Consider the following 23,437-nt stretch of genomic DNA (forward strand, 5'->3'; position numbering starts at 1 on the left):
TGCTGGGAGCCTGGGAATCTAGATGAAGGGGGCCATTATCGCCCATAAGGCCGCATTCGCCAGTGAAAACCCTTTGCCGGGTAGGTTGACGGGGCCGGAACAGAGTGTTTCATCCGCGGACCCGGGCATGCCGCCCCGGTCCGCGGGCCGGGCCTCATCAGCCCAGCAGGTCGGCGTAGCGCGCGCGGATCGAGCGTTCGATGCCGGCCGCGTCCAGGCCGATGCCGGCCAGCAGCGCCGACTGCTCGCCGTGGTCGATGAATTCGTCGGGCAGGCCCAGCTGCAGCACCGGAATCTGCACCCCGGCGGCGCTCAGCGTTTCCAGCACCGCGCTGCCGGCCCCGCCCATGACGGAGGCGTCCTCGATCGTGACCAATGCATCGTGGCGAGCCGCCAGGTCCAGCACCAGGTCGCGGTCGATGGGCTTGACGAAACGCATGTCGGCGACGGTCGCGTCCAGTTTCTCGGCCGCGCCCAGCGCGGCCTGCACCAGCGTGCCGAAACCCAGGATGGCGATGCGGGCGCCCTCGCGGCGCACCACGCCGCGGCCCAGCTCGACGGTGTCCAGGCCGGGCGCGGGCTCGGCGCCGCAGCCCGCGCCGCGCGGATAGCGCACCGATGCGGGGCCGGGATACTGGTAACAGGTCGACAGCAGCAGGCGCGTTTCGTTTTCGTCCGAAGGCGTGGCCACCACCATGTTCGGCACGCAGCGCAGGAACGCGATGTCGTAGTTGCCGGCATGGGTGGCGCCGTCGGCGCCGACGATGCCGGCGCGGTCCAGCGCGAAGGTGACGTCCAGGTTCTGCAGGGCGACGTCGTGGATGAACTGGTCGTAGCCGCGCTGCAGGAAGGTGGAGTAGATCGCGACCACCGGCTTCTGGCCTTCACAGGCGATGCCGGCGGCGAAGGTCACGGCGTGCTGCTCGGCGATGCCGACGTCGAAATAGCGCTGCGGGAAGCGCTTTTCGAATTCCACCAGCCCGCTGCCTTCGCGCATGGCCGGCGTGATGGCGACCAGGCGGGTGTCCTGCTCGGCCATGTCGCACAGCCACTGGCCGAACACCTGAGTGAAGGTGCGCTTGCCGGGCGCCTTGGACTGCTGGATGCCGACGGCCGGGTCGAACTTGCCCGGGCCGTGATACAGCACCGGGTCGGCCTCGGCCAGCTTGTAGCCTTGCCCCTTGCGCGTCACCACGTGCAGGAACTGCAGGCCTTGCAGGGCCTTGAGGTTCTGCAGGGTCGGCACCAGCGCGTCCAGGTCGTGGCCGTCGATGGGGCCGACGTAGTTGAAGCCGAATTCCTCGAACAGCGTGGCCGGCGTGACCATGCCCTTGGCGTGTTCCTCGAAGCGGCGCGCCAGTTCAAGAACCGGCGGCACGTGCTGCAGCACCGCGCGGCCGACGTTCTTGGCCGCCGCGTAGAAGCGGCCCGACATCAGGCGGGCCAGGTAGCGGTTCAGCGCCCCGACCGGCGGCGAGATCGACATGTCGTTGTCGTTCAGGATCACCAGCAGGTTGATGTTGGGCGTGACGCCGGCGTTGTTCATGGCTTCGAAGGCCATGCCGGCCGACATCGCGCCGTCGCCGATGACGGCGATGTGCTGGCGCTGCACGCCGGCGTTGCGCGAGGCCACCGCCATGCCCAGCGCAGCCGAGATGGACGTCGACGAGTGCGCGGTGCCGAAGGCGTCGTACTCGGACTCGCTGCGCTTGGGGAAGCCCGAGATGCCGCCCTGCTGGCGCAGGCGGGCCATGCCGGCGCGGCGGCCGGTCAGGATCTTGTGGGGATAGGACTGGTGGCCCACGTCCCAGACGATGCGGTCATGGGGCGTGTCGAACACCTGATGCAGCGCCAGCGTGAGCTCGACGGTGCCCAGGTTGGACGACAGGTGTCCGCCCGTTTTGGATACCGATTCCAGCACGAAGCCCCGCAGCTCGTCGGCAAGCTTTTTCAGCTCGCGGCGATCCAGGCGCTTGAGGTCTGCCGGGGATTGAATGCGGTCCAGTAAATCTGTCGTCATGCTTTTATTCGGTTCGTTGGCCCGGACTGCCTGCCGTCCGGGCTAGTCTCGGCTCAGCGGTCCCGAAGGACGATGAAGTCGGCCAGCTCGGCCAGGCGCTTGCCTCCCTCGCCCAGCGGCGCCAGCGCGGCCAGCGCGTCCTCGCGCAATGCTTCAGCAAATGCCCGCGCCTCGTCAAGCCCGAGCAGCGATACGTAGGTGGGCTTGTTCTCGGCCGCGTCCTTGCCCGGCGTCTTGCCCAGGCTGGCGCTGTCGGCGGTGACGTCGAGGATGTCGTCGACCACCTGGAACGCCAGGCCCACGGCCTGCGCATAGGCGTCCAGCGCCTGGCGCGTGGCCGAACTGGCGCCCGCCACGATGCCGCCCAGCGCCACGCTGCACGCGAGCATGGCGCCCGTTTTCATGCTGTGCATGGTCTGGAGCTCGTCGCGCGACAGCGCGCGCCCGACACTGAACAGGTCGATGGCCTGGCCGCCCGCCATGCCCTGGCTGCCGGCGGCGCGCGCCAGCGACTGGGTCGCCTGCACGATGAGCGCCGGCGCGATCGGCATGGAAGCCAGCAGGTCGAACGCCAGCGGCTGCAGCGCGTCGCCGGCCAGCATGGCGGTGGCCTCGTCGAACTGCACGTGGGTGGTCGGCCGGCCGCGGCGCAGCGTGTCGTCGTCCATGCAGGGCAGGTCGTCGTGCACCAGCGAATAGGCGTGGATCAGTTCGACCGCCGCGGCGGCGCGGTCCAGCGAAGCCTCGATGGCGAGGACGCTGCCGCTGACCGGGCAGGCCTGCCCCGCCGCATAGACCAGCGCGGCCCGCACCCGCTTGCCGCCGCCGAGGACGGCGTAGCGCATGGCTTCGTGCAGGCGCGCCGGCAGCGCGTCCGCGGGCGGCAGCAGATCGTCCAGCACGTCTTCGACGTGCCGCACGCGCCCCTGCAGCCACTCCGGGAAGGGGAGTTGTATTTGCTTCATCGGTTCTTATTCGTCATCCAGCGCCGCCGGATCCAGCGGGCGCAGCAGGTCGCCCTCCAGGACCTTCACCTGCTGCTCGGCCTGCGCCAGACGCTCCTGGCAGACCCGCGTGAGCGCCACGCCGCGCTTGTAGGCGGCCAGCGATTGCTCGAGCGGCAACGACCCGTCTTCCATGGCCGCGACCAGCGCTTCGAGTTCGGCCAGCGCCGTTTCGAAATCCTGGGGCAAGGAGGAGTCATCGACCTGCGGGTCGGCTTGTGGGGAGTGGGCCAAACGGGTCTCCGAGGACGCTAGGGGTGGATCAATCCGTGAATTGTACGAGATACCCAAACCCTGTCGCGGCACGCATTTCAGGCGGGGGTTCCGGCCAGCCCCGCGACGGCGGCGCGCAGCAGGGGCGCCACCTGCGTGCGCAGCTGCGCCTCGGGCAGCAGGCCGGCCGGGCCGCCGCAGCTCATGACGAACACGCCCTCGCCCGTGACCGAGGCGAACGGCACCGCGGCGGCGTGGATGCCCGACTGCCACTCGCCGATGGCGTAGCAGCAGCCCGACTCGCGCAGTTCCGCGCGGGCGCGCTCGATGGCGGCGGCCGGCGGCGCGGCCTCGCCCAGCCGCGCCAGCGCTTCGTCGCAGGCCGGCGCCGGCAGGCTGGCCAGGTAGGCCCGCCCCATGGCGCTGTCCAGGCTGGCCCGGTAGCCGACCGGCAGGCGCAGATAGAGCGCGGACGAGCCGTGGATGGCCTCGACGTAGGTCATGGCGTCGCCGTCGAAGGCGCCCAGGGCGACGGCCGCGCCCGTGGCGCGGGCCAGCTCCGTCATGGAGGCCTTGGCCAGTTCGCGCACCTCCAGGCCGGCCAGCAGGCCGAAGCCCAGCGCCAGCACGCCGTAGCCGGGCGAGTACTTGCCCGTGTCGGGGTGATAGCGCAGATAGCCCAGCTCGGTCAGCGTGTAGGTGATGCGGCTGATGGTGGGCTTGGGCAGGCCGGTCAGCCGCGCCAGGTCCAGGTTGCCCAGCGCGGTCACGCCGTGGCGGAAGCAGCGCAGCACCTCCAGGCCGCGCGCCAGGGCGGTGATGAAGTCCGGCGAATTGGTGCCCTCTCCTGCGCCGGCGGCGCGCTTGCGGCGCGCGGGCAGGCTGAGCTCGACCTTGCCGTCGGGTTTGGCGGCGGGATGCGCGATACGCCTGGCGTCAGAAAAAGATTGCATTTCTATTCGCTTCGTTTTTATAGTTTATTTCGAATAACAAAATAAAATTCCATAGTTCGGAATTTAAAGCATGCCGGCCCGGATGACAAGCGGGCCCGCGGCCGGCCATCCACACCCGTACGCGAACCAAGGGGAAACACATGATGCGCACGAGCTTCAAATTGCTGGCTACCCTGGTCCTCGGCGCCGCCGCACTGAGCGCCCAGGCCGACACCTATCCGTCCCGCCCCATCAAGGTCATCTCGCCCTTCCCGGCCGGCGGCGCCACCGACGTGCTGACCCGGGTGCTGGCCGAGCGCATGGCCAAGACGCTGGGCCAGCCCATGATCGTCGAGAACAAGGCCGGCGCCGGCACCTCCATCGGCGCGGCGTTCGTGGCGCGCGAGGCGCCCGACGGCTACACCATCCTGATGGCCACCAACTCCACGCTGGTGACCAACCGCTACCTGTACAAGGACCTGCCCTACGATCCCGACAGCTTCGCCCGCATCGGCATGGTGGGCGTGGGGCCGCTGGTGCTACTGTCCAGCCCCAAGCGGCCCTTCGCCAGCACGCAGGACGTGGTGGCCTACGCCAAGCAGCACCCGGGCAAACTGACCTTCGCCACGTTCGGGCCCGGCACCTCGTCGCACCTGGCCGGCGAGCTGTTCAAGAAGCGCGCCGGCATCGACATCCTGCACGTGCCTTTCAAGGGCGCCACCCAGGCCCTGCCGGCGCTCATCAGCGGCGAAGTGGACCTGTTCTTCGACATGGTGGCCACCGGCATGCCGCAGGCCGACGCGGGCAAGGTCAAGGTCTTCGCCATCACCAGCCCCACGCGCCTGCCCACCCAGCCCAAACTGGCCACCATGGCCGAACAGGGCTATCCGGATTTCGACCTGACCGCCTGGTTCAGCTTCGTGGCGCCCAAGGGCACGCCCGCCCCCGCCATGGACAAGCTGCGCCAGGCCCTGGCCGAGACGCTGCAGGACGAGGCGATCAAAAAGCGCATGCTTGAAATGGGCATAGACCCGCGCTCGGGCACGCCGGCCGAACTGGACCGCCAGATCGCGAGCGAACAGCCCATCGTCGCGCAGCTGGTCAAGCAGGCCAACATGGCGCCGCAGTGAATACACGAGGCGGACCCTTGTTGTCAGCCCCTGTTACCAGGCCCTAACGCCTGGATACACCGGCCCCGCCGGCCCGGCTGCTATGGTGAAACAAACCCCATAGCGAATGCCCGATGCCGTACCTCGAAGAAAGATATGCACGGCTGGACGCTGCGCGCTGGCTGGCGGCCCTGGCCGTCGTCCTGCTGCACAGCGCGGCCATGATCGTCAGCAATCCCGCCGCCTATGGCGGCGGCGCGTGGCTGGCCGCCAACCTGTACGATTCGGCGGCGCGCTGGTGCGTGCCCGTCTTCGTCATGGTCAGCGGCGCCCTGCTGCTGGACCCCGACAAGCCCCAGGACGCGCGCCAGTTCTACAGCCGGCGCATGGCGCGGATCTGCGCGCCGCTGCTGTTCTGGACGCTGTTCTACCTGGCCTGGCGCACCGGGCTGGACTGGTGGGACGACGGCCGCATCGATTTTTCGTTCTGGCCGCGCAAGGTCGCCCAAGGCGAGCCCTATTACCACCTGTGGTACCTGTACATGATCGTGGGGCTGTACCTGTTCGCGCCCCTGATCCGCCTGCTGTATGCGCGCAGCACGCCGCGGGCGCGCGCGCTGTGGGTGGTCGGCATCCTGGGCGTGGCGATCCTGGACTCCCTGTACCGCCGCGCGCTGGGCGCGCCCGCCGGCTTCTTCCTGACCTGGTTCCTGCCGTATCTGGGCTATTTCGTGGCCGGCCGCCTGATCTTCGACGGCCAGATGCGGGTGCCGCGTCCGCGCCTGATGCTGGCGGCCAGCGTGGCCGCGACCGCGCTGGGCGTGTATGCCATGTCCAACAGCCGCACGCTGGACACGTATTTCTATGACTATTTCAGTCTGACCGTCCCGTTCATGTCGCTGGCGGCCTTCCAGTGCATCGTGTCGTCGCCGCGCCTGCCGCGGCTGGCCTCGCTGGCCCCGCTGACCTTCGGGGTCTACCTGATCCATCCGCTGTTCCTGGACGTGGCGCGCCGGGCCGGCGCGATCACGGGCGCGCGCAGCGACGCGTGGGCGGTGCCGCTGCTGGCGGCCGCCGTATTCGCATTGTCGGCGGCCAGCAGCTGGCTGCTGAGGAGGCATCCAGCCACCCGCAGACTGGTCTGAATTCTGCGGCGCCAGGACTTCGTCCGTGCTTGCGTATCATCGCGGGCGCGGGTCTGGCCCTTGGGGTACAATTCACGGCTTATTTGATCGGCCAGACACCGATTTTTCTTCGCGCCAGAACGGAATTCACCCTGCGGATTTCACTTGGCGGACTTGCCCAGCGGAATTCAGGCGGCGGATTTGGCCAGGCCATCAGGCCCGGCCGGACGAGATTGCCGCGCACGCCGGGCGAGCCACCAGGCAAAGCTGCTCGGCGACAGCTCAACCGTCCTGGCTTTTTTATCCGAGCGGAGGGAATCATGACCGACATCGGTCGGATGGCACATGTAGTGCCAGCTCGCACCCAGCTACCCGTCAGCGCATATTTTGACGAAGCCCTCTTTGCCCGCGAGCAAGAACTCATTTTCAAGCAATCCTCGCAATACGTCGGCCACCAGAAATTGGTGCCCGAGGTCGGGGACTGGCGCACGCTGGTCCAGGAAAACGGAGGTCGCCTGCTGGTCCGCAACCAGCAAGGCGTCGAACTCATCTCAAATGTCTGCCGCCACCGGCAGGCATTGATGCTTGGCGGCGAAGCCGGCAACGTGGCCGGCAACTGCAATACCAAGGGCAACCTGAAGGCGACCGGCGGCAACATCGTGTGCCCGCTGCACCGTTGGACGTACAACAACAAAGGCGAGTTGTTGGGCGCGCCCCAGTTCGACACCACGCCCTGCATGAACCTGCAGAAGTTCCGCCTGCGCGACTGCCACGGCCTGCTGTTCGAAGGCCCGCGCGACCCGGCCGCCGACATGGCGCCGCTGTTCGCGCGGCCCGAGTTCGACTTCGGCGACTACGTGCTGGACCACGTCGAGGTGCACCAGTGCAACTACAACTGGAAGACCTTCATCGAGGTCTACCTCGAGGACTACCACGTCGGTCCGTTCCACCCCGGCCTGGGCCGCTTCGTCACCTGCGACGACCTGAGCTGGGAGTTCAACGACTGGTACAGCCTGCAGCGCGTCGGCGTGCACAACGCGCTGGCACAGCCGGGCTCGGAGGTCTACAAGCAGTGGCATGACCGCCTGCTGGCGTTCCGCGAAGGCGACGCGCCCGATTTCGGCGCGGTCTGGGTCACGTATTTCCCGACCCACATGATCGAGCTGTATCCGCACGTGCTGGTGCTCTCCACGCTGTATCCCAAGAGCCCGCAGGAAACCGTGAACGTGGTCGAGTTCTACTACCCCGAGGAAATCGCCGCCTTTGAGCGCGAATTCGTCGAGGCGCAGCGCGCCGCCTACATGGAGACCGCCATCGAGGACGACGAGATCGCCGAACGCATGGACGCCGGCCGCAAGGCCCTGATGCAGCGCGGCGTCAACGAAACCGGCCCCTACCAGTCGCCCATGGAAGACGGCATGCAGCACTTCCACGAATGGTATCGCCGCATCATGCAGGACCGGGTCTGAGGCCCTGCCGTGCAAACAAAAAAGCCTTGCTTGCCCGCAAGGCTTTTTTTTTTCGCCGGTGAGCCGGGCTGCGCGGATCAGCGGCCGAGCGTCCCGGCCACGGCGCGCTCGCCGATGGCCAGCCCCACCGTCATGCCCACGCCCGAGTGCATCACCGCCACGGTCGTGGCCGCATCCACGGCCATCACCGAGAACGGCGCCGGGCCGTGCGCGCCGTACACGCCCTGCCAGCGCTCCAGCACCCGCAGCCGCGCGCCCAGGGCCTGCGACGCCAGGTCCAGCATCGCGTCGTCCACGGCCTCGTCGTTGAACGGCGGAGCATCCTGGCCGTAGCGGTGCGAATCGCCGATGATCAGTTCGCCGTAGGGCGTGGGGCTGATCAGCAGGTGGATGCCGTTTTCCAGCAGCATGGGCGTGCGCGCCTGGATCACTTCGCGCAGCGCCAGCGCCGACGGCAGGTCGGAGAACGCGCCGTAATGCACGCAGGACAGGCCGGTGAGCAGCGGCCGGTCGAGCGCGATGGGGTCGGCCTCGAACGCGGCGCGCAGCATCTGCAGGCGCGTGACCTCCAGGTTCAGCGGCGCGAACAGTTCCGGCAGCAGGGTCAGGTAATCGTGGCCGGGGCAGACGAACACGTGCCCGCCCTGGAATTCGCCGGCCGACGTGCAGACCCGGCCGCCTTCGACGGCGCGCGCCAGCGTGCCGGTGATGAAGGTGACGCCCAGCGACTCGGCCAGGTAGCGCGTGATCGCCGGCAGCGCCTCGCGCGAATAGATCTGCAGGTCGTCATGGCCTTGCAGCGCGGCGCAGTGATGCGCCAGCCGCCCGCCGTACAGGCGCGCGACCTCGCGGCCCGACAGCAGTTCGGCGCGATAGCCTTCCTGCCGCATGCGGGTTTCGGCGAATTCCTGCAGCACGTCCGCCTCGTCGGCGTTGCGCGCCAGCACCAGCGCGCCGTTGGCCCGCACGTGGAAACCCGCCTTGCCCGCCAGGTCCAGCCACAGCTCGCGCGCCTGCTGGGCGTGCGACAGCATCGTGCCCGGCGCCTGGCCGGTCACGATCACCTGGCCGAAATTGCGGACCGTGGCGCCATGCGCCTGGCGGCTGCGCTCGATCACGGCCACCGACAGGCCGCGCTTGGCGGCCGCCCAGGCGTGGGCGATGCCCAGCATGCCCGCGCCCACCACGATTACGTCAAAGTTCTTCATTTCTGGACCACTGGAAAGAATTGGGGGCCACCCTTGCGGGGGCCCCGATAACGCTGCTTACTTCTTCTTCGGCTCGGACTTGCCGTCGTAGCGCTTGGTCCATTCCGCGATGATGCGTTCGCGGTTCGTGGCGGCCCACACGAAGTCGTTCTTGATCATGCGCTTGGTCAGGTCCGACGGCAGGTTGGGGTTGACGGTCGCCACCGAGGGAATCGCCAGCACCGCGAAGTTGGCCTTGTACAGCTCGTTGGCTTCGCGGCTGGCCGAGAAGTCGGCCAGCTTGCGGGCGGCCTCGAGGTGCTTGGTGCCCTTGACGATGGCGGTGGCCTCGACTTCCCAGCCCAGGCCTTCCGACGGGAACACGGCCTCGACCGGCGCGCCGTCGGCCTTCAGCTTGGCGGCGCGGTAGTCGAACGACACGCCGATCGGGAATTCGCCGGCGGCGGCCAGATTGCAAGGCTTGGAGCCGGAATGCGTGTACGAACCGATGTTCTTGTGCAGCGCGTCCATATAGGCCCAGCCCTTTTCTTCACCGAAGATCTGCAGCCAGGCGCTCACGTCCAGGAAGCCCGTGCCCGAGGAGGCCGGGTTCGGCATCACGATCTTGCCGGCGTAGACCGGCTTGGTCAGGTCCTGCCACGAGGTGGGCTTGGGCAGCTTTTGCTTTTCGGCTTCGATGGTGTTGAAGCAGATGGCGGCGGCGTAGCCGTCCATGCCGACCCACGAGGGCTCGGCCTTGGCGTCGCGCATGTTGAGCGCGATCTGGTCCAGGCCCTTGGGCGCGTACGGCAGCAGCATGCCTTCCTTGTCCATCAGGCCCAGGGCCGTACCGGCCAGGCCCCAGATCACGTCGGCCTTGGGATTGCTTTTCTCGGCCAGCAGCTTGGCGGCGATGATGCCGGTGGAATCGCGCACCCACTGGATCTTGATGTCGGGATGGGCCTTTTCGAAGGCGGCCTGGTAGGCCTTGATCTGGTCGGCTTCCAGCGCCGTGTAGACGGTCAGGGTGGTCTCGGCGGAAGCGGCGCCCATCACGCCCGTCAGGGCGGCGGCCAGTGCAAGCAGCTTGTAGCGATTCATGGAGTACTCCGTTGGTAGGCGGAAAAAGGCTGCAAAACCCCGCGGGGCCGGCGCAAGCCGGTCCCGTGTGCAGCGAACGCGGGGCGGTGAAGGGTCAGGGACGCTTGCCTGCCGACAAGCGGGATTCGATATCGGCGATCACGCCGGGCAGGTCGGCGACGGTGTCGATCAGGTAGTGCGGCGCGGCCGGGGAAAGCTCGGCGCTGGCCCTGGCCCGCACCTGCTGGCGCCCGGCCTCGTCCAGGCTCAGGTACTGCTCCAGGGTCAGGCCGGCGGCATTGCCGGAAAGCAGCAGGCCCACGGTCCACATGCCGGCGCGGCGGCCCTCTTCGATGCCGGGCGCGGTGTCGTCGACCTTGATGCAGGCGGCCACGTCCGACAGGCCCAGCTCGACCACGTTCTTCAGCGCCATGGCGGGCGCCGGACGGGCGCGCGGCACGTCGTCGCTGGCCACGATGCAATCGGGCTCCAGGCCCTCGGCGGCGGCGCGCTCGACCACGCGGCGCATGACGCTGTCGGGGTAGCCCGAGCACGAACCGATCTTCAGGCCGCGCTGGCGCAGCGCGCGCAGCAGTTCGGCCGCGCCGGGTATGGCCGCGGAATACTGGGCGACCTTCTCCAGCTGCATGGGCAGGAAGCGCTCGTAGATGGCGGTCACGTCATCGTCGGTGGGCAGGCGGCCGAAGCGTTCCTGGTACTGGCTGGCGATGGCGGGCTCATTGCACAGCGTGCGGATGTGGTCCCACTTGCCCATGCCCATGGGGCCGCGGGCCTGCTCCAGCGACACGTCCATGCCGAACTGGGAGAACGCATCGACGAAAACCTTGGTGGGCGCGAAGGAACCGAAATCGACCAGCGTTCCGGCCCAGTCGAAGATCACCGCTTCCAGGCGGACGGGCAAAGGGGAAACTGTCATGGGGGTCATCCTTGAGAACAATCGGTCAATGGGCCGCCGGGCGGCGCCAGGCCTGGCTGCGCGCCACCAGCGCGCGGCTCGCCAGATGCAGGGCCAGGGCCGCCACGGCCGAGCTGGCCATGATCACGGTGCACATGGCGGCGGCCGGGCCGATAAAGCCGGCGTCGTCCATGTTCAGCACGGCCACCGCGGCCAGCACCGTGGAGGGGCTGTACAGGAACACCACGGCGGACACCGTCGTCATGGCGGAAACGAACAGGTAGCGGGCCACGTCCAGGGCGGCCGGCAGGCACATCGGCAGCGTCACGCGCAGGAAGGTGGTCAGGCGCGGCACCTTCAGCGACGCGGAAGCGGCTTCGAACTCCGGGTCCAGCGCATTGAGCGCCGTGGCCGCCGTCAGGTGCGCGCTGGTGTAGAAGTGCACCACCGTGCACAGCACCAGCAGCGGCATGGTGCCGTACAGCACGTTCAGCGGATTGAACGGGCTGTTGAAGAAGAAGATGTAGCCCAGGCCCAGCACCAGGCCCGGCACCGCCATCGGCACCAGCGCCAGCATGCCCACCATGCCGCGCAGGCCGCGGGCCAGCGCGCCGCGGGCCGGCACTTTTTCGACCATCCAGGCGCCGGTGAAGACCACGGCGGTGCCGGCCACGGCGGTGCAGAACGCCAGCTGCAGGCTGTTGCGCCAGGCCAGCCAGCCGCCGCCGTCCATGTTGTCGAAGTCGTAGGAACGCAGCGACAGCGACAGGTTGTACGGCCACATCTTGACGAACGAGGCCCATACCGCCACGCCGATGATGAGCAGCAGGAACGCGGCCACCACGCCGGCCAGCGCCAGGAACGCGGCGTCGCGGCGAGGGTCGGGGCCGGCGGCGTAGGGCTGGGCCCGGCCGCTCATCTGGGCGCCCTGGCGGGCGCGCAGCCGCCGGTCCAGCGCGAAGGTCAGGACCGCGGGCAGGAGCAGCAGGATGCCGATGGCCGCCCCCTTGGGGAAGTTCTGCTGCCCCACCACGGCCTTGTAGGCCTCCATCGCCAGCACGTTGTAGTCGCCGCCCACGACCTTGGGCACGCCGAAATCGGTGACGGTCAGGGTGAACACCACGCAACACGCCGAGAACACGGCGTAGCGGGTGCCCGGCAGGGTGACGGTGAGGAAGGTGCGCCAGGGGCCGGCGCCCATGGCGCGGGCGGCGTCGTAGAGACGGCCGTCGGCCAGCGTCAGGCCGGTCAGCAGGATCATCAGGGCGTGCGGGAAGGTATAGAACGCCTCGCCCGCCACGATGCCCCAGAAGCCGTAGATGGTGGCCCCGCCGAACAGGTCCTTGAGCAGGCCCTGGTTGCCCAGCAGGTACACCAGCGCGATGCCGGGCAGCAGCGACGGCGCCAGCAGCGGCAGCAGCGCGACGGTGCGCAGCAGCCCCTTGCCCGGCAGGCGCGTGCGCGTCAGGCCGTAGGCGAACCCGTAGGCGCAGGGCACGACCAGCAGCATGGTCACCGCGCCGACCGCCAGGCTGCGCCCGACCATGCCCAGGAAGCCTTCGCCGCCGATGATGCCGGCGACCACCGACAGCCCGGCCCAGGCGCCGTCGCCGTCGGTCACGGACTTGACCAGGATCGCCGCCAGCGGCAGCGCGAGGAACAAGAGCAGGCACAGCGCCAGCGCGCCCTGCCCGCCGGCCAGGCCGGCGGCGCCGACCCAGGCGGGCAAGGGACGCCGGCCCAGGGACGGCGCGGGCGCGGCGCAGACCGCCGGCGCGGGGGAAGCGGAACGGGTCATCGCCGGATCAAGCGTAGGCGCGTATCGCATGGCGCGGCAGCTCCACCCAGCAGCGGCTGGCGGCGTGAGGGCCCAGCAGGGCGTCTCCGATTTCGGGGGATACGACGGAATGCACGGTGGCGCCGGGCACGCCTTCGAGGCGCAGGGCCAGGCGGTAGCCGCGGCCCAGGAACACGCCGTCGAGCACGTCGGCCAGCATGGCGTTGGGCTGCTCCGGGCGGGCGGTGCTCACGCGCACCGCCTCCGGACGCACGAAGAGCCGGCCGCTGGCGGCGTCCAGCGCCTCGTCCACGGCCAGTTCCTGGCGGCCGACGCGGGCGCGGTGGGCGTCCAGGCGCTCGAACGGCAGCCAGTTCGCCTCGCCCACGAAGTCGGCGATGAAGGCCGAGCGGGGCTGGCGGTAGAGCTCGGTGGGGGTGCCGTACTGTTCGATGACGCCGCCGTTCATGACGGCGATGCGGTCGGCCATCACCATGGCCTCTTCCTGGTCGTGCGTCACCATCAGCGTGGTGATGGACAGGCGCTTTTGCAGCGCGCGCAGTTCGATGCGCAGGTGTTCGCGCACGCGGGCGTCCAGCGCGGACATGGGTTCGTCCAGCAGCAGCAGCGACGGCGAAGGCGCCAGCGCGCGCGCCAGGGCCACGCGCTGCTGCTGGCCGCCGGAGATCTGCCCGGGGTATTTGTCGGCCGCGCCCGCCAGGCCCACCAGCGTGAGCATTTCCTCGACGCGGTTGGCGACGTGGTTGCGATGGGCGCGCTTGCCGCTCAGCCCGTAGGCCACGTTCTGGGCCACGGTCAGGTTGGGAAACAGGGCGTAGGACTGAAACAGGATGCCGTAGTCGCGCGCCTGCGGCTCGGCGTGGGAGATGTCGCGGCCGGACAGCACGATGGCGCCGCTGTCCTGGCGCTCCAGGCCCGCGATGGCGCGCAGCAGGGTGGTCTTGCCGCAGCCCGAGGGGCCCAGCAGGCACACCAGCTCTCCGGCGCGGATGTCCAGCGAGACGTCCGACAGCGCGGTGTGGCTGCCGAAGCGCTTCACGAGATGCCTGACAGAGAGAAATGCGTTGTCGCGTTCGGCCATGGGGCCTCCGGTATGGGAACGCTCGCAGTATGGAAGGCGCGTATTGAGTGTTTATGACACTTCGCGCAAATGCAGTAATAAAAACATCAAATTATTTTGGTGTACTGGCGGTCTCGTGCATTGGGCCCCTGCCGCGCCCAGTGCCGCCCCCATTTACCGCCCCCCCTGCCCCGTGCTCGTCGCCGAACTCAAATCCTTCTATGCCGTCGCCCGCTGCGGCACCGTCACCAAGGCCGCCGCCCAACTGGGCGTCAGCCAGCCCACGGTCACGGGGCAACTGCGCCAGCTGGAATCGCGTTACGGCGTCGAACTGTTCCATCGCCAGGGCCGCGGCATGCGGCTGTCGGACGCAGGCCACAGCCTGATGCCCATGGTCGAGAAACTGGTCCAGCAGGAAACCGAGATCGACTTCCGCCTGCGCGACGCCAGCGACCTGCGCGAGGGCAATCTGCGCATCGGCGCCACCGGCCCCTACTACATCATGGACACGGTGCGCACCTACAACCAGCGCTATCCCGGCATCGACCTGACCCTCACTATCGGCAATTCGCAAAGCATGCTGCAGGCGCTGCACGATTACCGCATCGAGATTGCCACGTCGTCCTTGCTGATGGATGACAAGCACCTGTACCGGCGCATGATCGCCGCCGACCCCATCCGGGTGGTCACGCATCGCGACCACCCGCTGGCCCGCCGCAGCGAGGTGCGCCTGGCCGAGCTGGCCGACCACGCGCTGCTGGTGCGCGAGCCCGGCTCCATGACGCGCCAGCTGACCGAAGACGCGCTGGAGCAGGCCGGCGTGACCGTGCGGCGCACGCTGGAGATCGGCAGCCGCGAATCGATCCGCCAGGCCATTCTGTGCGGGCTGGGGGTCAGCCTGATTCCCTCGCGCGAGATCCCGTCGCACCCGGACCTGGCGGCGCTGAATATCCAGGGCGCCGACATCCTGATGCACGAATACCTGTACTGCCTGCGCGAGCGCCAACCGGTGCAGCTCATCGCGCGCTTCCTGGAGATGGCGCCGGCCGCCGGCTGACCGCCCGCAGCCCCGCTGCGCCCCCTCCCCCTTGCGGCCAATCCGGAGACAACCATGGCCTTGACCCTGCAAGACATCGAACAGATCTTCCTGGAGCGCGGACACCGCTCCTATGACGGCGAGTCCGTCAGCCACCTGCGGCACGCGCTGCAGACCGCGGCGCTGGCCGAGCGCAACGGCGCCGGCCCGCACCTGATCACGGCCTGCCTGCTGCACGACCTGGGCCACCTCATCGCCGACCGGCCCGGCACGCCGACCCTGCGCGGCATCGACGACAAGCACCAGTACTTCGTGCTGCCCTTTCTGCGCGGCCTGTTCGGCCCGCCCGTGCTGGAGCCGATCCGGCTGCACGTCGAGGCCAAGCGCTACCTCTGCTATGTGGAACCGCACTATGAAGCGTCGCTGTCGGAGGATTCCAGACGCAGCCTGGCGCTACAGGGCGGTAGCTTCGATGCGGGCCAGGCGGTGGATTTCGCCAGCCTGCGGGGCGCGCCGGACGCGATCCGCCTGAGGCGCTGGGACGACCAGGCCAAGGTGCCGGGGCTGGCGACGCCGCCCCTGGATCACTTCCTGGAAATCGCCGAGGCCGCCTCGGAACGGGTCAAGCTGACGGCCGCGTGGTAGGGCTGGCTGGCAAGCCATGCCCGACTGGCGGGGACGCCTAGGCGCCCTTGGCCACCGGACGCGACGGGTCGCTGCACCACTCGCTCCAGGACCCCGGATACAGGCGCGAGCCCGACAGGCCGGCGATCTCCATGGCCAGGAGGTTGTGGCAGGCGGTGATGCCCGAGCCGCACTGGTGCACGATGGCGGCGGGATCGCGGCCGGCCAGCAGGCCGGCGAATTCCTCGCGCAGCTGCGCGGCCGGCTTGAAGCGGCCGTCGGCCTGCAGGTTCTCGCCGTTGGGGCGGTTCAGGGCGCCCGGAATGTGGCCGGCCACCGGGTCCATGGGCTCGACCTCGCCGCGGTAGCGGTTGGCCGCGCGCGCGTCGATCACAGTGAATGCGGGGCGGGAGATATTGTCCAGCACCGTCCGGGCGTCCACCGTGGCGGCCAGCGACGGCCCCGGTTCCACCGGCTGGCCGGCCTGCACGGCGGGGGCCGCCTCGGTCGTGGTCGGCAGCCCGGCCGCGGTCCAGGCCTGCCAGCCGCCGTCCAATACCGCCACCTGGTCGTGGCCCAGCCAGCGCAGCATCCACCACAGGTGGGCGGCATACATGCCGCCGCTGGCGTCGTAGGCCACCACCAGGGTCTGCGGCGTGACGCCGTGGGCCGCCATCAGCGCGCCGAAGTCCGCGCGCGAAGGCAGCGGATGGCGCCCGTTGGCGCCGGTGCGCGGCGCCGCCAGTTCGGTTTCGTGGTCCAGGTAGCGGGCGCCGGGGATGTGGCCGGCCTCGTAGGCCTGGCGGCCGGCCGCATGGTTGGTCAGGTCGTGGCGCACGTCGAATACGCGGACGTCGGGCGAATCGAGGCGCTTGGCCAGGTCGGCGGCGGAAATCAGTGTCATCGTCATGCGCTGTGCTCCTGTAAGAGATAGAGACGGCCCGCCGGGCTCATGCCGCCTTGGGGTCGCGCATGGTGCGCCACACCGACAGCAGGCCGGCGAATATGATCAGGCCCATGCCGGCCCAGGCCAGGGCGTCGAGCCGGTCGCCCCACAGGCCCATGCCCAGGAGCGCCGCGAAAATAATGGTGCTGTACTGCAGCGCCGCCGTCAGCAGCGCCGAACCCACGCCGAACGCGCGCGTCATGGCCAATTGGCCGAACAGGCCCGCCACGCCCACGCCGACCAGTGAAAGATAACCGCTCCAGTCGGCCTGGCCCCAGCCTTCATACGCAATTCCGCCGATACTCGACAGGCACACCCCCACCGAGAAGAACAGCACGGTGCGCCATTCCGGTTCGCCGATGCGGCCCAGCTGGCGGATCTGCAGCATGGCGATGGCCGACATGGCGCCCGCCCCCATGCCCAGCAGGGCGGCCAGCCACTGGTCCTCGTTGATGCTGGGGCGCAGCACGGCGATCACCCCCAGAAAGCCCAGCGCGACCGCGATAATGCGCACGGCGTCGCGCTGCGCGCCGCCCCAGCCCAGCATCCAACAGGCGATGAACAGCGGGGCCGTGTAGTTCAGGCTGGTGGCGGTGGCCAGCGGCAGGTGGGAAATGGCGAAAAAACCCAGCCACATCGAGGTGACGCCCGACAGGTTGCGCCACAGGTGCAGCTTCCAGCTACTCGGGACGATGGACTGGCGTCCGGCGCGCGCCCAGATCAGCAGCAGGATTACGGAGGGCAGCCCGCGAAACAGCACGACCTGCGGCAGCGATGCGCCATGCTCGGTGGCCAGCTTCACGAACGATCCCATGGCGGCGAACATGGCGGACGCCACTAACATCCAGAGAGCCTGCATGGGGATCTGCGCTAAGGGAAAGGTGAGTAGGACTAAGGGAAAGCGATACTATACTCTTCGTCACCGCGGAGGCGCCGCCGGCTCGGGGAACTGGCGGGCCGCCGCCGGGTCGAATTCGGGCAATTCCCGCTCGCAGAGGAAACAAAAAAACATGAAACGCATCATCCTATTCGTCGTCACCAACCTGGCCGTCATGCTGGTGCTGTCGGCCACGCTGCGCATCCTGGGCGTAGACCGCTACATCACCGCCAATGGCCTGAACCTGAACGCCCTGCTGATCTTCTCGCTGGTGGTCGGCTTCACCGGCGCCATCATTTCGCTGCTGATCAGCAAGCCCATGGCCAAGTGGAGCACCGGCGCCCAGGTGCTGGACCCGAATTCGCCGCGCAACCAGCGCGAGGCCTGGCTGGTCGACACCGTGCACCAGCTGGCCGACCGCGCCGGCATCGGCCGCCCCGAGGTCGCCATCTACGAAGGCGCGCCCAACGCCTTCGCCACCGGCGCGTTCAAGAACGATTCGCTGGTGGCCGTCTCGACCGGCCTGCTGGAAAGCATGAGCGAAGAGGAAGTCGCCGCCGTGCTGGCCCACGAAGTGGCCCACATCGCCAACGGCGACATGGTCACGCTGACCCTGATCCAGGGCGTGGTCAACACCTTCGTGGTGTTCCTGGCCCGGGTCGTCGGCTACTTCATCGACCGCGCGGTGTTCAAGAACGAACGCGGCGTGGGGCCCGGCTACTACATCACGGTGCTGGTCTGTGAAATCATCTTCGGCGTGCTGGCCTCGATCATCGTGGCCTGGTTCTCGCGCCAGCGCGAGTACCGCGCCGACGCCGGTTCCGCCCACCTGATGGGCGCGCGCGAGCCGATGATCCGCGCCCTGGCCCGCCTGGGCGGGCTGGAGCCCGGCGACCTGCCCAAGTCCTTCGAGGCCTCGGGCATCACCGGCCGCGGCGGCATCGCGGCCATGTTCGCCTCGCACCCGCCGATTCCGGCCCGCATCGCCGCGCTGCAGAACGCCCGCGTGATCTGACACCGCCGAAGGCAGCAAAAAGCCGCCAGGCCCGCGGGGGCCTGGCGGCTTTTTTCATTGCGCGCTCAGCATTCGACGATGTTGACCGCCAGGCCGCCGCGCGCCGTTTCCTTGTACTTGGTCTTCATGTCGGCGCCGGTCTCGCGCATGGTCTTGATGACCGAATCCAGCGACACGTAGTGCTGGCCGTCGCCGCGCAGCGCCATGCGCGCCGCGTTCACGGCCTTGATCGAGGCCATCGCGTTGCGCTCGATACAGGGGATCTGCACCAGGCCGCCGACCGGGTCGCAGGTCAGGCCCAGGTTGTGCTCCATGCCGATCTCGGCGGCGTTCTCGACCTGCTCCACCGTGCCGCCCAGCGCCGCGGCCAGGCCGCCGGCGGCCATCGAGCAGGCCACGCCGACTTCGCCCTGGCAGCCGACCTCGGCGCCCGAGAGCGAGGCGTTGTACTTGTAGAGCAGGCCCACGGCCGCCGCCGTCAGCAGGAAATCGCGCACGCCGTCGCGGTTGGAGCCGGGCACGAAGCGGTCGTAATAGTGCAGCACGGCCGGGATGATGCCTGCCGCGCCGTTGGTCGGCGCCGTGACCACCCGGCCGCCGGCGGCGTTTTCCTCGTTGACCGCCATGGCGTACAGGTTGACCCAGTCCATCACGGACAGCGGGTCGGATAGCGTGCGCTCGGCGCGCTGCGTCAGGTTGCGGTACATCTCGGGCGCGCGGCGGCGCACGCGCAAGGGGCCGGGCAGCTCGCCGTCGGCCTCGGGGTAGTTGATGCCGCAGCCGCGCGAAACGCAGTCCTGCATGACCTGCCAGATGCGGTCCAGCCCGGCGTGCACCTCGGCCTCGTCGCGCCAGGTCAGCTCGTTCTTCATCATGAGCTGGGCCACCGACAGGCCGCTGTCGCGGCACATGGACAGCAGCTCGCGGCCCATGCGGAAAGGATACGGCAGCTGGTCATGCGCGGCGATGACCTGGCTGTTGGAGGCCCCGGCGGTCACGACGAAACCGCCGCCGACCGACAGATAGCGCGCTTCGCGCAGCCGCTCGCCCTCGGCGTCGAAGGCGTGGAATTTCATGCCGTTGGGATGTTCGGCCATGGCTTCGCGGCGGTAGAACAGCATGTGTTCCTTTTCCACGAAAGGCACCGGGTAGCGCCCCAGCAGGGGTAGCTGGCGGCTGGCCCGCACCGAGGCGATCATGCCGGCGATGGCCGCGGGGTCCACGGTGTCGGGGGCCTCGCCCATCAGGCCCAGCAGCACGCCCTTGTCGGTGCCGTGGCCCTTGCCGGTGGCGCCCAGCGATCCGTACAGTTCGGCGCGCACGGAGGCCACGCGCGGCATCAGGCCGTCGCGCTCCAGCCCCTGGGCAAACAGCAGGGCCGCCCGCATGGGTCCCACGGTGTGGGAACTGGACGGGCCTATGCCTATCTTGAACAGATCGAAAACGGAAACCGCCACGCAAAACTCCAGTGCATCTGACGAATGGTGAGGCAATGATACGCGCTGCCCCCGCGGCGCGCAGCAAAGGCCCCGACAGGCGTATGCTGTATTGTGGGGACAGGCTCCCCAGCCTGGCCCGCGCATGCGATCATTACAGAATTATTTCTTGTCATAAAAAGAATGGAAACACCCCAGGATGTCCGGACTCATCACGCTGCTTGATTTTGCGGGCTACGTCGCCCTCCTCCTGTGGGGCGTGCACATGGTCCAGACCGGCGTGCAACGCGCCTTCGGCGCGGCCCTGGGCGCGGCGCTGGGTCGCGCTCTCGGAACCCGGCTGCGGGCCTTCGCCGCCGGCCTGGGCATCACCGCCGCGCTGCAGAGCAGCACCGCCACCGGCCTGATGATCACCGGCTTCGCCGCCGGCGGGGTCGTGAGCCTGGCGCCGGCCCTGGCCGCCATGCTGGGCGCCAACGTCGGCACCACCCTCATCGTCCAGCTGCTGTCGTTCGACCTGACCTCGCTCGCCCCCATCCTGATCCTGGCCGGGGTCTGGATGTTCCGCCGCTATCCGCCGGGCCGCACCCGCGACCTGGGCCGCGTCTTCATCGGCCTGGGACTGCTGCTGCTGTCGCTGCACCAGCTGGTGCAGCTGTTCCAGCCGTTCCAGACCGCGCCCATGCTGGGCCTGATCCTGGACGCGCTGGCGACCCAGCCGGTGGCCGCCGTGCTGCTGTCGGCCGCCTTCACCTGGGCGGCGCATTCCAGCGTGGCCGTGGTGGTGCTGGTGATGTCGCTGGCCACCCACCACATGGTGGCGCCGCACGTGGCGTTCGCGCTGGTGCTGGGCGCCAACCTGGGCACCGCCATCAATCCCATGATCGAGGGCGTGACCGGCGACGACCCCGCCGCGCGCCGCCTGCCGCTGGGCAATCTGCTGACCCGCGTGATCGGCGTGCTGGCCGGGTTGATGCTGCTGCCTTACCTGCAGCCGATGATGAGCGAGCTGGCCGACGACCCGGCCCGCGCCGTGGCCAACTTCCACACGCTGTTCAACGCCGTCATCGCCGTGGTGTTCCTGCCGCTGCTGACGCCCTACGCCGCCCTGCTCACCCGCTGGCTGCCCAAGCGCGCCGACCCGAACGACCCGTCGCGTCCCCAGTACCTGGACGAATGGGCCCACGACGTGCCGGCCGTGGCGCTGGGCAACGCCGCGCGCGAAGGCCTGCGCATGGCCGACATGCTGCAGACGCTGCTGCTGTATGCGCGCGCCGGCTTCAAGCGCGACAACCGCCACCGCATGGTGCAGGCGCGCCAGCTCGACAGCGCGCTGGACAAGCTGGAGAACGCCATCACCACCTACCTGGCCACGCTGGACCAGGAGAACATGACGCGCGAAGACCTGCAGCGCCTGGACGACATCCTGGCCTTCATCAGCAATGTCGGCCATGCCGGCGACATCGCCCACCACGGCCTGCTCGGCCACATCGCCAAGCTGCGCAAGCAGGGCTGGACCTTCTCGCCGGAACAGCGCGCCAGCCTGGACGAGACGCTGGGCCAGCTGATCGCCAACCAGCGCACCGCCGCCGCCCTGTTCGTCAACGACGACCTGCGCCAGGCGCGTTCGCTGGCGGAGGAAAAGGCGCGCTTTCGCACCATAGAGACCGCCGCCGCGGACACGCACCTGCAGAAGATCAAGGCCGGCCAGGTCGACGCGGCCGAAGTCGGCGCGCTCTACCTGGATATCCTGCGCGACATGAAGGGCATCAATTCGCACCTGGTGGGCGCCGCCGCCTACCCGCTGCTGGCGCGGCACGGGGAGTTGCTGCCGAGCCGGCTGCGGGAAGCGGGGAATTGAAGGGGGGTTGCTTGCGGCGCAAGCTGGCGGCCAGCGCCGCCCGCCCTCTTACAAATACCGCTTGAACCAATCCAGCATCCGCCCCCAGCCGTCCTTGGCCGCCTCGGCCTGGTAGCTGGCGCGGTAGTCCGCCATGAAAGCGTGGTCGGCCTGCGGGTACACCACGAACTCGGAACGCCGGGCGTTTTCATTGCCGGAGGCGGCCAGCTTTCCCTTCATGGTTTCGACGTCGGCCAGGGGGATGCTGGCGTCCTTGCCGCCGTACAGGCCCAGCACCGGCGCGTGCAGCTCGTCCACCACGTCGAAGGCCACGCGCTTGATCAGCGGGCCGTGGCCCACGCTGAGCTTGCCGTACCAGGCCACCGCGGCCTTGACGTCCGGGTTGTGCGCCGCGTACATCCAGGTCAGACGGCCGCCCCAGCAGAATCCGGTGACCGCGACCCGCCTGGCGTCGCCGCCGTGCGCCGCGGCCCAGGCCACGCTGGCGTCCAGGTCGGCGTAGACCTGTTCGTCCGGCACCTTGCTGACCAGTTCCGAAATGAGCTTGGGAATGTCGGTATAGGCGGAGGCGTCGCCCTGGCGTTCGTACAGGTTGGCGGCCACGGCCAGGTAGCCGGCCTTGGCGACGCGGCGGCACAGGTCCTTGATGTGTTCGTGCACGCCGAAGATTTCCTGCACCACCAGCACAATGGGCAGGTCGCGCGCGCCCTCGGGCGCGGCGTAGTAGGCGTCGATCGAGCCGTCGGCCACCGGCAGCTTGAAATCGCCGTGGGCCAGCCCCTGCGCGTCGGTATGGATCACCGTGGGAGCGACGTTGCCGGCTGCTGCGGAAAAACTCATGGGAACCTCCTGTGTAGGGTCGACGAAGCCTGGGTTCCCGGCGGCCCGCCTAGTGGCGGTGGACGTGTTCGACCTGCGGCGCGCCATGGCCGGCTTCGGCGCCATGGTCGTGCCCGTGGTGCATCAGCGAGGTCACGCTGTAGATCAGCGCCACGCCCACCCCGACCAGCAGCAACTGCGGGACGGCGTCGGCCAGGGATACCCTTTCGTGCATTTGCGGCATCAGATCGGCCACCGAGATGTAGAGGAAGCTGCTGGCCGCCACCACCAGAATATACGGCACCCAGCCCTGCGCCTGCTGCAGCACGAAGAACCCTATTATGCCGCCCACGGCTGAACACAAGCTGGTGAACAGGATCAGCGCGAACGCGCGCCGGCGCGCCAGCCCGGCGTTGAGCAGCACCACGAAATCGCCGAGCTTGTGCGGCACTTCGTGGATGATGATGGACGCGGCGGTCAGCACGCCCAGCAGCGGATCGGTCAGGAAGGCCGCCGCCACCAGCACGCCGTCGGCCAGGTTGTGCAGCGAGCTGCCGATCAGGATCAGCACGCCGCCGCGGCCGGCCTCGTGGCGGTCGTGGCCCTTGTGGTGGTGATGGCCGTCGCCCTCGTGATGATGGCTGTGGCGCAGGAGCGCGATCTTCTCCAGCACGAAAAATCCGATCAGCGAGGCCAGCATCAGCGCGAACAGCACATGGGCGTCGGCCACGCCGGCCTCGAAGGCTTCGGGCAGCAGGTGCAGCAGCGCCACCGACAGCAGCACCCCCACCGACAGGCTCACCATGTGGTGCAGGTATTTGGCGAAGACCTTGTAGGCCAGCCAGCTCGCGATGAGTACCGCGATGAGCCCGCCGGTGATGGTGGCGAGCAGAACCCAGAGCAGTAGCATG

Annotated in this window: 21 protein-coding genes; 7 read left to right on the forward strand and 14 right to left on the reverse strand. The window is 68.8% G+C overall.

The annotated features are described in order from the left end of the window. Window positions 1-157: 157 nt before the first annotated feature. The 4 genes from dxs to AC1M14_RS19045 form a co-directional block, all read right to left on the reverse strand. Entirely contained in the window at window positions 158-2,020 is a 1,863-nt protein-coding gene (gene dxs, locus AC1M14_RS19030; RefSeq protein ID WP_111827009.1) for a 1-deoxy-D-xylulose-5-phosphate synthase, read from the reverse strand. A 53-nt stretch (window positions 2,021-2,073) separates the two neighbouring features. Next, the gene (locus tag AC1M14_RS19035; protein ID WP_111827008.1) at window positions 2,074-2,985 is read right to left on the reverse strand and encodes a polyprenyl synthetase family protein; all 912 of its coding nucleotides are present in this window, start codon (window positions 2,983-2,985) and stop codon (window positions 2,074-2,076) included. Between the two features lie 6 nt (window positions 2,986-2,991). Then, a complete protein-coding gene (locus tag AC1M14_RS19040) occupies window positions 2,992-3,258 on the reverse strand; it encodes an exodeoxyribonuclease VII small subunit (protein WP_102774788.1) in 267 nt (88 codons plus the stop codon). Window positions 3,259-3,335: 77 nt separating this feature from the next. Continuing rightward, window positions 3,336-4,190, reverse strand: coding sequence for an IclR family transcriptional regulator (locus AC1M14_RS19045; protein WP_209166802.1), 855 nt, complete (start codon window positions 4,188-4,190; stop codon window positions 3,336-3,338). Between the two features lie 140 nt (window positions 4,191-4,330). On the opposite strand from AC1M14_RS19045, the gene AC1M14_RS19050 reads away from it, so the two are divergent. The 3 genes from AC1M14_RS19050 to AC1M14_RS19060 all read left to right on the forward strand — a co-directional run bounded on the left by AC1M14_RS19050 (window position 4,331) and on the right by AC1M14_RS19060 (window position 7,871). Beyond that, window positions 4,331-5,299: a tripartite tricarboxylate transporter substrate binding protein gene (locus tag AC1M14_RS19050; RefSeq protein WP_209166803.1), complete on the forward strand. Its 969-nt coding sequence runs from the start codon at window positions 4,331-4,333 to the stop codon at window positions 5,297-5,299. A gap of 113 nt (window positions 5,300-5,412) precedes the next feature. Then, complete coding sequence (locus tag AC1M14_RS19055; RefSeq protein WP_102774791.1) at window positions 5,413-6,423, forward strand: acyltransferase; 1,011 nt, start codon at window positions 5,413-5,415, stop codon at window positions 6,421-6,423. A 299-nt stretch (window positions 6,424-6,722) separates the two neighbouring features. Further along, window positions 6,723-7,871 (forward strand): aromatic ring-hydroxylating oxygenase subunit alpha, encoded by a 1,149-nt coding sequence (locus AC1M14_RS19060; protein WP_102774792.1) that lies wholly within the window; start codon window positions 6,723-6,725, stop codon window positions 7,869-7,871. A gap of 77 nt (window positions 7,872-7,948) precedes the next feature. Here the strand turns inward: AC1M14_RS19060 and AC1M14_RS19065 are convergent, their stop codons facing one another. The 5 genes from AC1M14_RS19065 to AC1M14_RS19085 form a co-directional block, all read right to left on the reverse strand. Continuing rightward, window positions 7,949-9,079 carry a TIGR03364 family FAD-dependent oxidoreductase gene (locus AC1M14_RS19065; protein WP_111827007.1) on the reverse strand — a complete coding sequence of 377 codons (1,131 nt, stop codon included), beginning with the start codon at window positions 9,077-9,079 and terminating at the stop codon, window positions 7,949-7,951. Between the two features lie 57 nt (window positions 9,080-9,136). Beyond that, entirely contained in the window at window positions 9,137-10,159 is a 1,023-nt protein-coding gene (locus tag AC1M14_RS19070; protein ID WP_479730260.1) for a putative 2-aminoethylphosphonate ABC transporter substrate-binding protein, read from the reverse strand. A 94-nt stretch (window positions 10,160-10,253) separates the two neighbouring features. Beyond that, the gene (gene phnX, locus AC1M14_RS19075; RefSeq protein ID WP_479730261.1) at window positions 10,254-11,075 is read right to left on the reverse strand and encodes a phosphonoacetaldehyde hydrolase; all 822 of its coding nucleotides are present in this window, start codon (window positions 11,073-11,075) and stop codon (window positions 10,254-10,256) included. Window positions 11,076-11,100: 25 nt separating this feature from the next. Continuing rightward, a complete protein-coding gene (locus AC1M14_RS19080; protein ID WP_479730262.1) occupies window positions 11,101-12,852 on the reverse strand; it encodes a putative 2-aminoethylphosphonate ABC transporter permease subunit in 1,752 nt (583 codons plus the stop codon). Window positions 12,853-12,859: 7 nt separating this feature from the next. Continuing rightward, a complete protein-coding gene (locus tag AC1M14_RS19085; protein ID WP_102774797.1) occupies window positions 12,860-13,933 on the reverse strand; it encodes a putative 2-aminoethylphosphonate ABC transporter ATP-binding protein in 1,074 nt (357 codons plus the stop codon). Window positions 13,934-14,105: 172 nt separating this feature from the next. On the opposite strand from AC1M14_RS19085, the gene AC1M14_RS19090 reads away from it, so the two are divergent. Together AC1M14_RS19090 and AC1M14_RS19095 are read left to right on the forward strand one after the other, a co-directional pair. Next, window positions 14,106-14,969 (forward strand): LysR family transcriptional regulator, encoded by an 864-nt coding sequence (locus AC1M14_RS19090; RefSeq protein ID WP_479730263.1) that lies wholly within the window; start codon window positions 14,106-14,108, stop codon window positions 14,967-14,969. A gap of 54 nt (window positions 14,970-15,023) precedes the next feature. Then, entirely contained in the window at window positions 15,024-15,593 is a 570-nt protein-coding gene (locus AC1M14_RS19095) for a phosphonate degradation HD-domain oxygenase (protein WP_102774799.1), read from the forward strand. A 37-nt stretch (window positions 15,594-15,630) separates the two neighbouring features. Here the strand turns inward: AC1M14_RS19095 and AC1M14_RS19100 are convergent, their stop codons facing one another. Next, the gene (locus AC1M14_RS19100) at window positions 15,631-16,482 is read right to left on the reverse strand and encodes a sulfurtransferase (protein WP_102774800.1); all 852 of its coding nucleotides are present in this window, start codon (window positions 16,480-16,482) and stop codon (window positions 15,631-15,633) included. Window positions 16,483-16,522: 40 nt separating this feature from the next. Then, a complete protein-coding gene (locus AC1M14_RS19105) occupies window positions 16,523-17,377 on the reverse strand; it encodes a DMT family transporter (RefSeq protein ID WP_102774801.1) in 855 nt (284 codons plus the stop codon). A gap of 151 nt (window positions 17,378-17,528) precedes the next feature. Between AC1M14_RS19105 and htpX the strand changes: the two genes are divergently transcribed. After that, complete coding sequence (gene htpX, locus AC1M14_RS19110; RefSeq protein WP_111827000.1) at window positions 17,529-18,410, forward strand: protease HtpX; 882 nt, start codon at window positions 17,529-17,531, stop codon at window positions 18,408-18,410. A gap of 65 nt (window positions 18,411-18,475) precedes the next feature. On the opposite strand, the gene AC1M14_RS19115 is transcribed toward htpX, so the two are convergent. Beyond that, window positions 18,476-19,867, reverse strand: a complete 1,392-nt coding sequence (locus AC1M14_RS19115) for an L-serine ammonia-lyase (RefSeq protein ID WP_111826999.1) — start codon at window positions 19,865-19,867, stop codon at window positions 18,476-18,478. A 178-nt stretch (window positions 19,868-20,045) separates the two neighbouring features. Here AC1M14_RS19115 and AC1M14_RS19120 point away from each other — a divergent pair, with 178 nt between their 5' ends. Further along, window positions 20,046-21,707 (forward strand): Na/Pi cotransporter family protein, encoded by a 1,662-nt coding sequence (locus AC1M14_RS19120; RefSeq protein WP_102774804.1) that lies wholly within the window; start codon window positions 20,046-20,048, stop codon window positions 21,705-21,707. Between the two features lie 48 nt (window positions 21,708-21,755). Here AC1M14_RS19120 and AC1M14_RS19125 read toward each other — a convergent pair whose 3' ends face one another. Both AC1M14_RS19125 and AC1M14_RS19130 read right to left on the reverse strand, forming a co-directional pair. Continuing rightward, the gene (locus AC1M14_RS19125; RefSeq protein ID WP_102774805.1) at window positions 21,756-22,547 is read right to left on the reverse strand and encodes a dienelactone hydrolase family protein; all 792 of its coding nucleotides are present in this window, start codon (window positions 22,545-22,547) and stop codon (window positions 21,756-21,758) included. Window positions 22,548-22,596: 49 nt separating this feature from the next. Further along, window positions 22,597-23,436 carry a ZIP family metal transporter gene (locus AC1M14_RS19130; protein ID WP_102774806.1) on the reverse strand — a complete coding sequence of 280 codons (840 nt, stop codon included), beginning with the start codon at window positions 23,434-23,436 and terminating at the stop codon, window positions 22,597-22,599. Between the last annotated feature and the right edge of the window lies 1 nt (window position 23,437).

This window comes from Achromobacter sp. SX5, assembly GCF_056711425.1.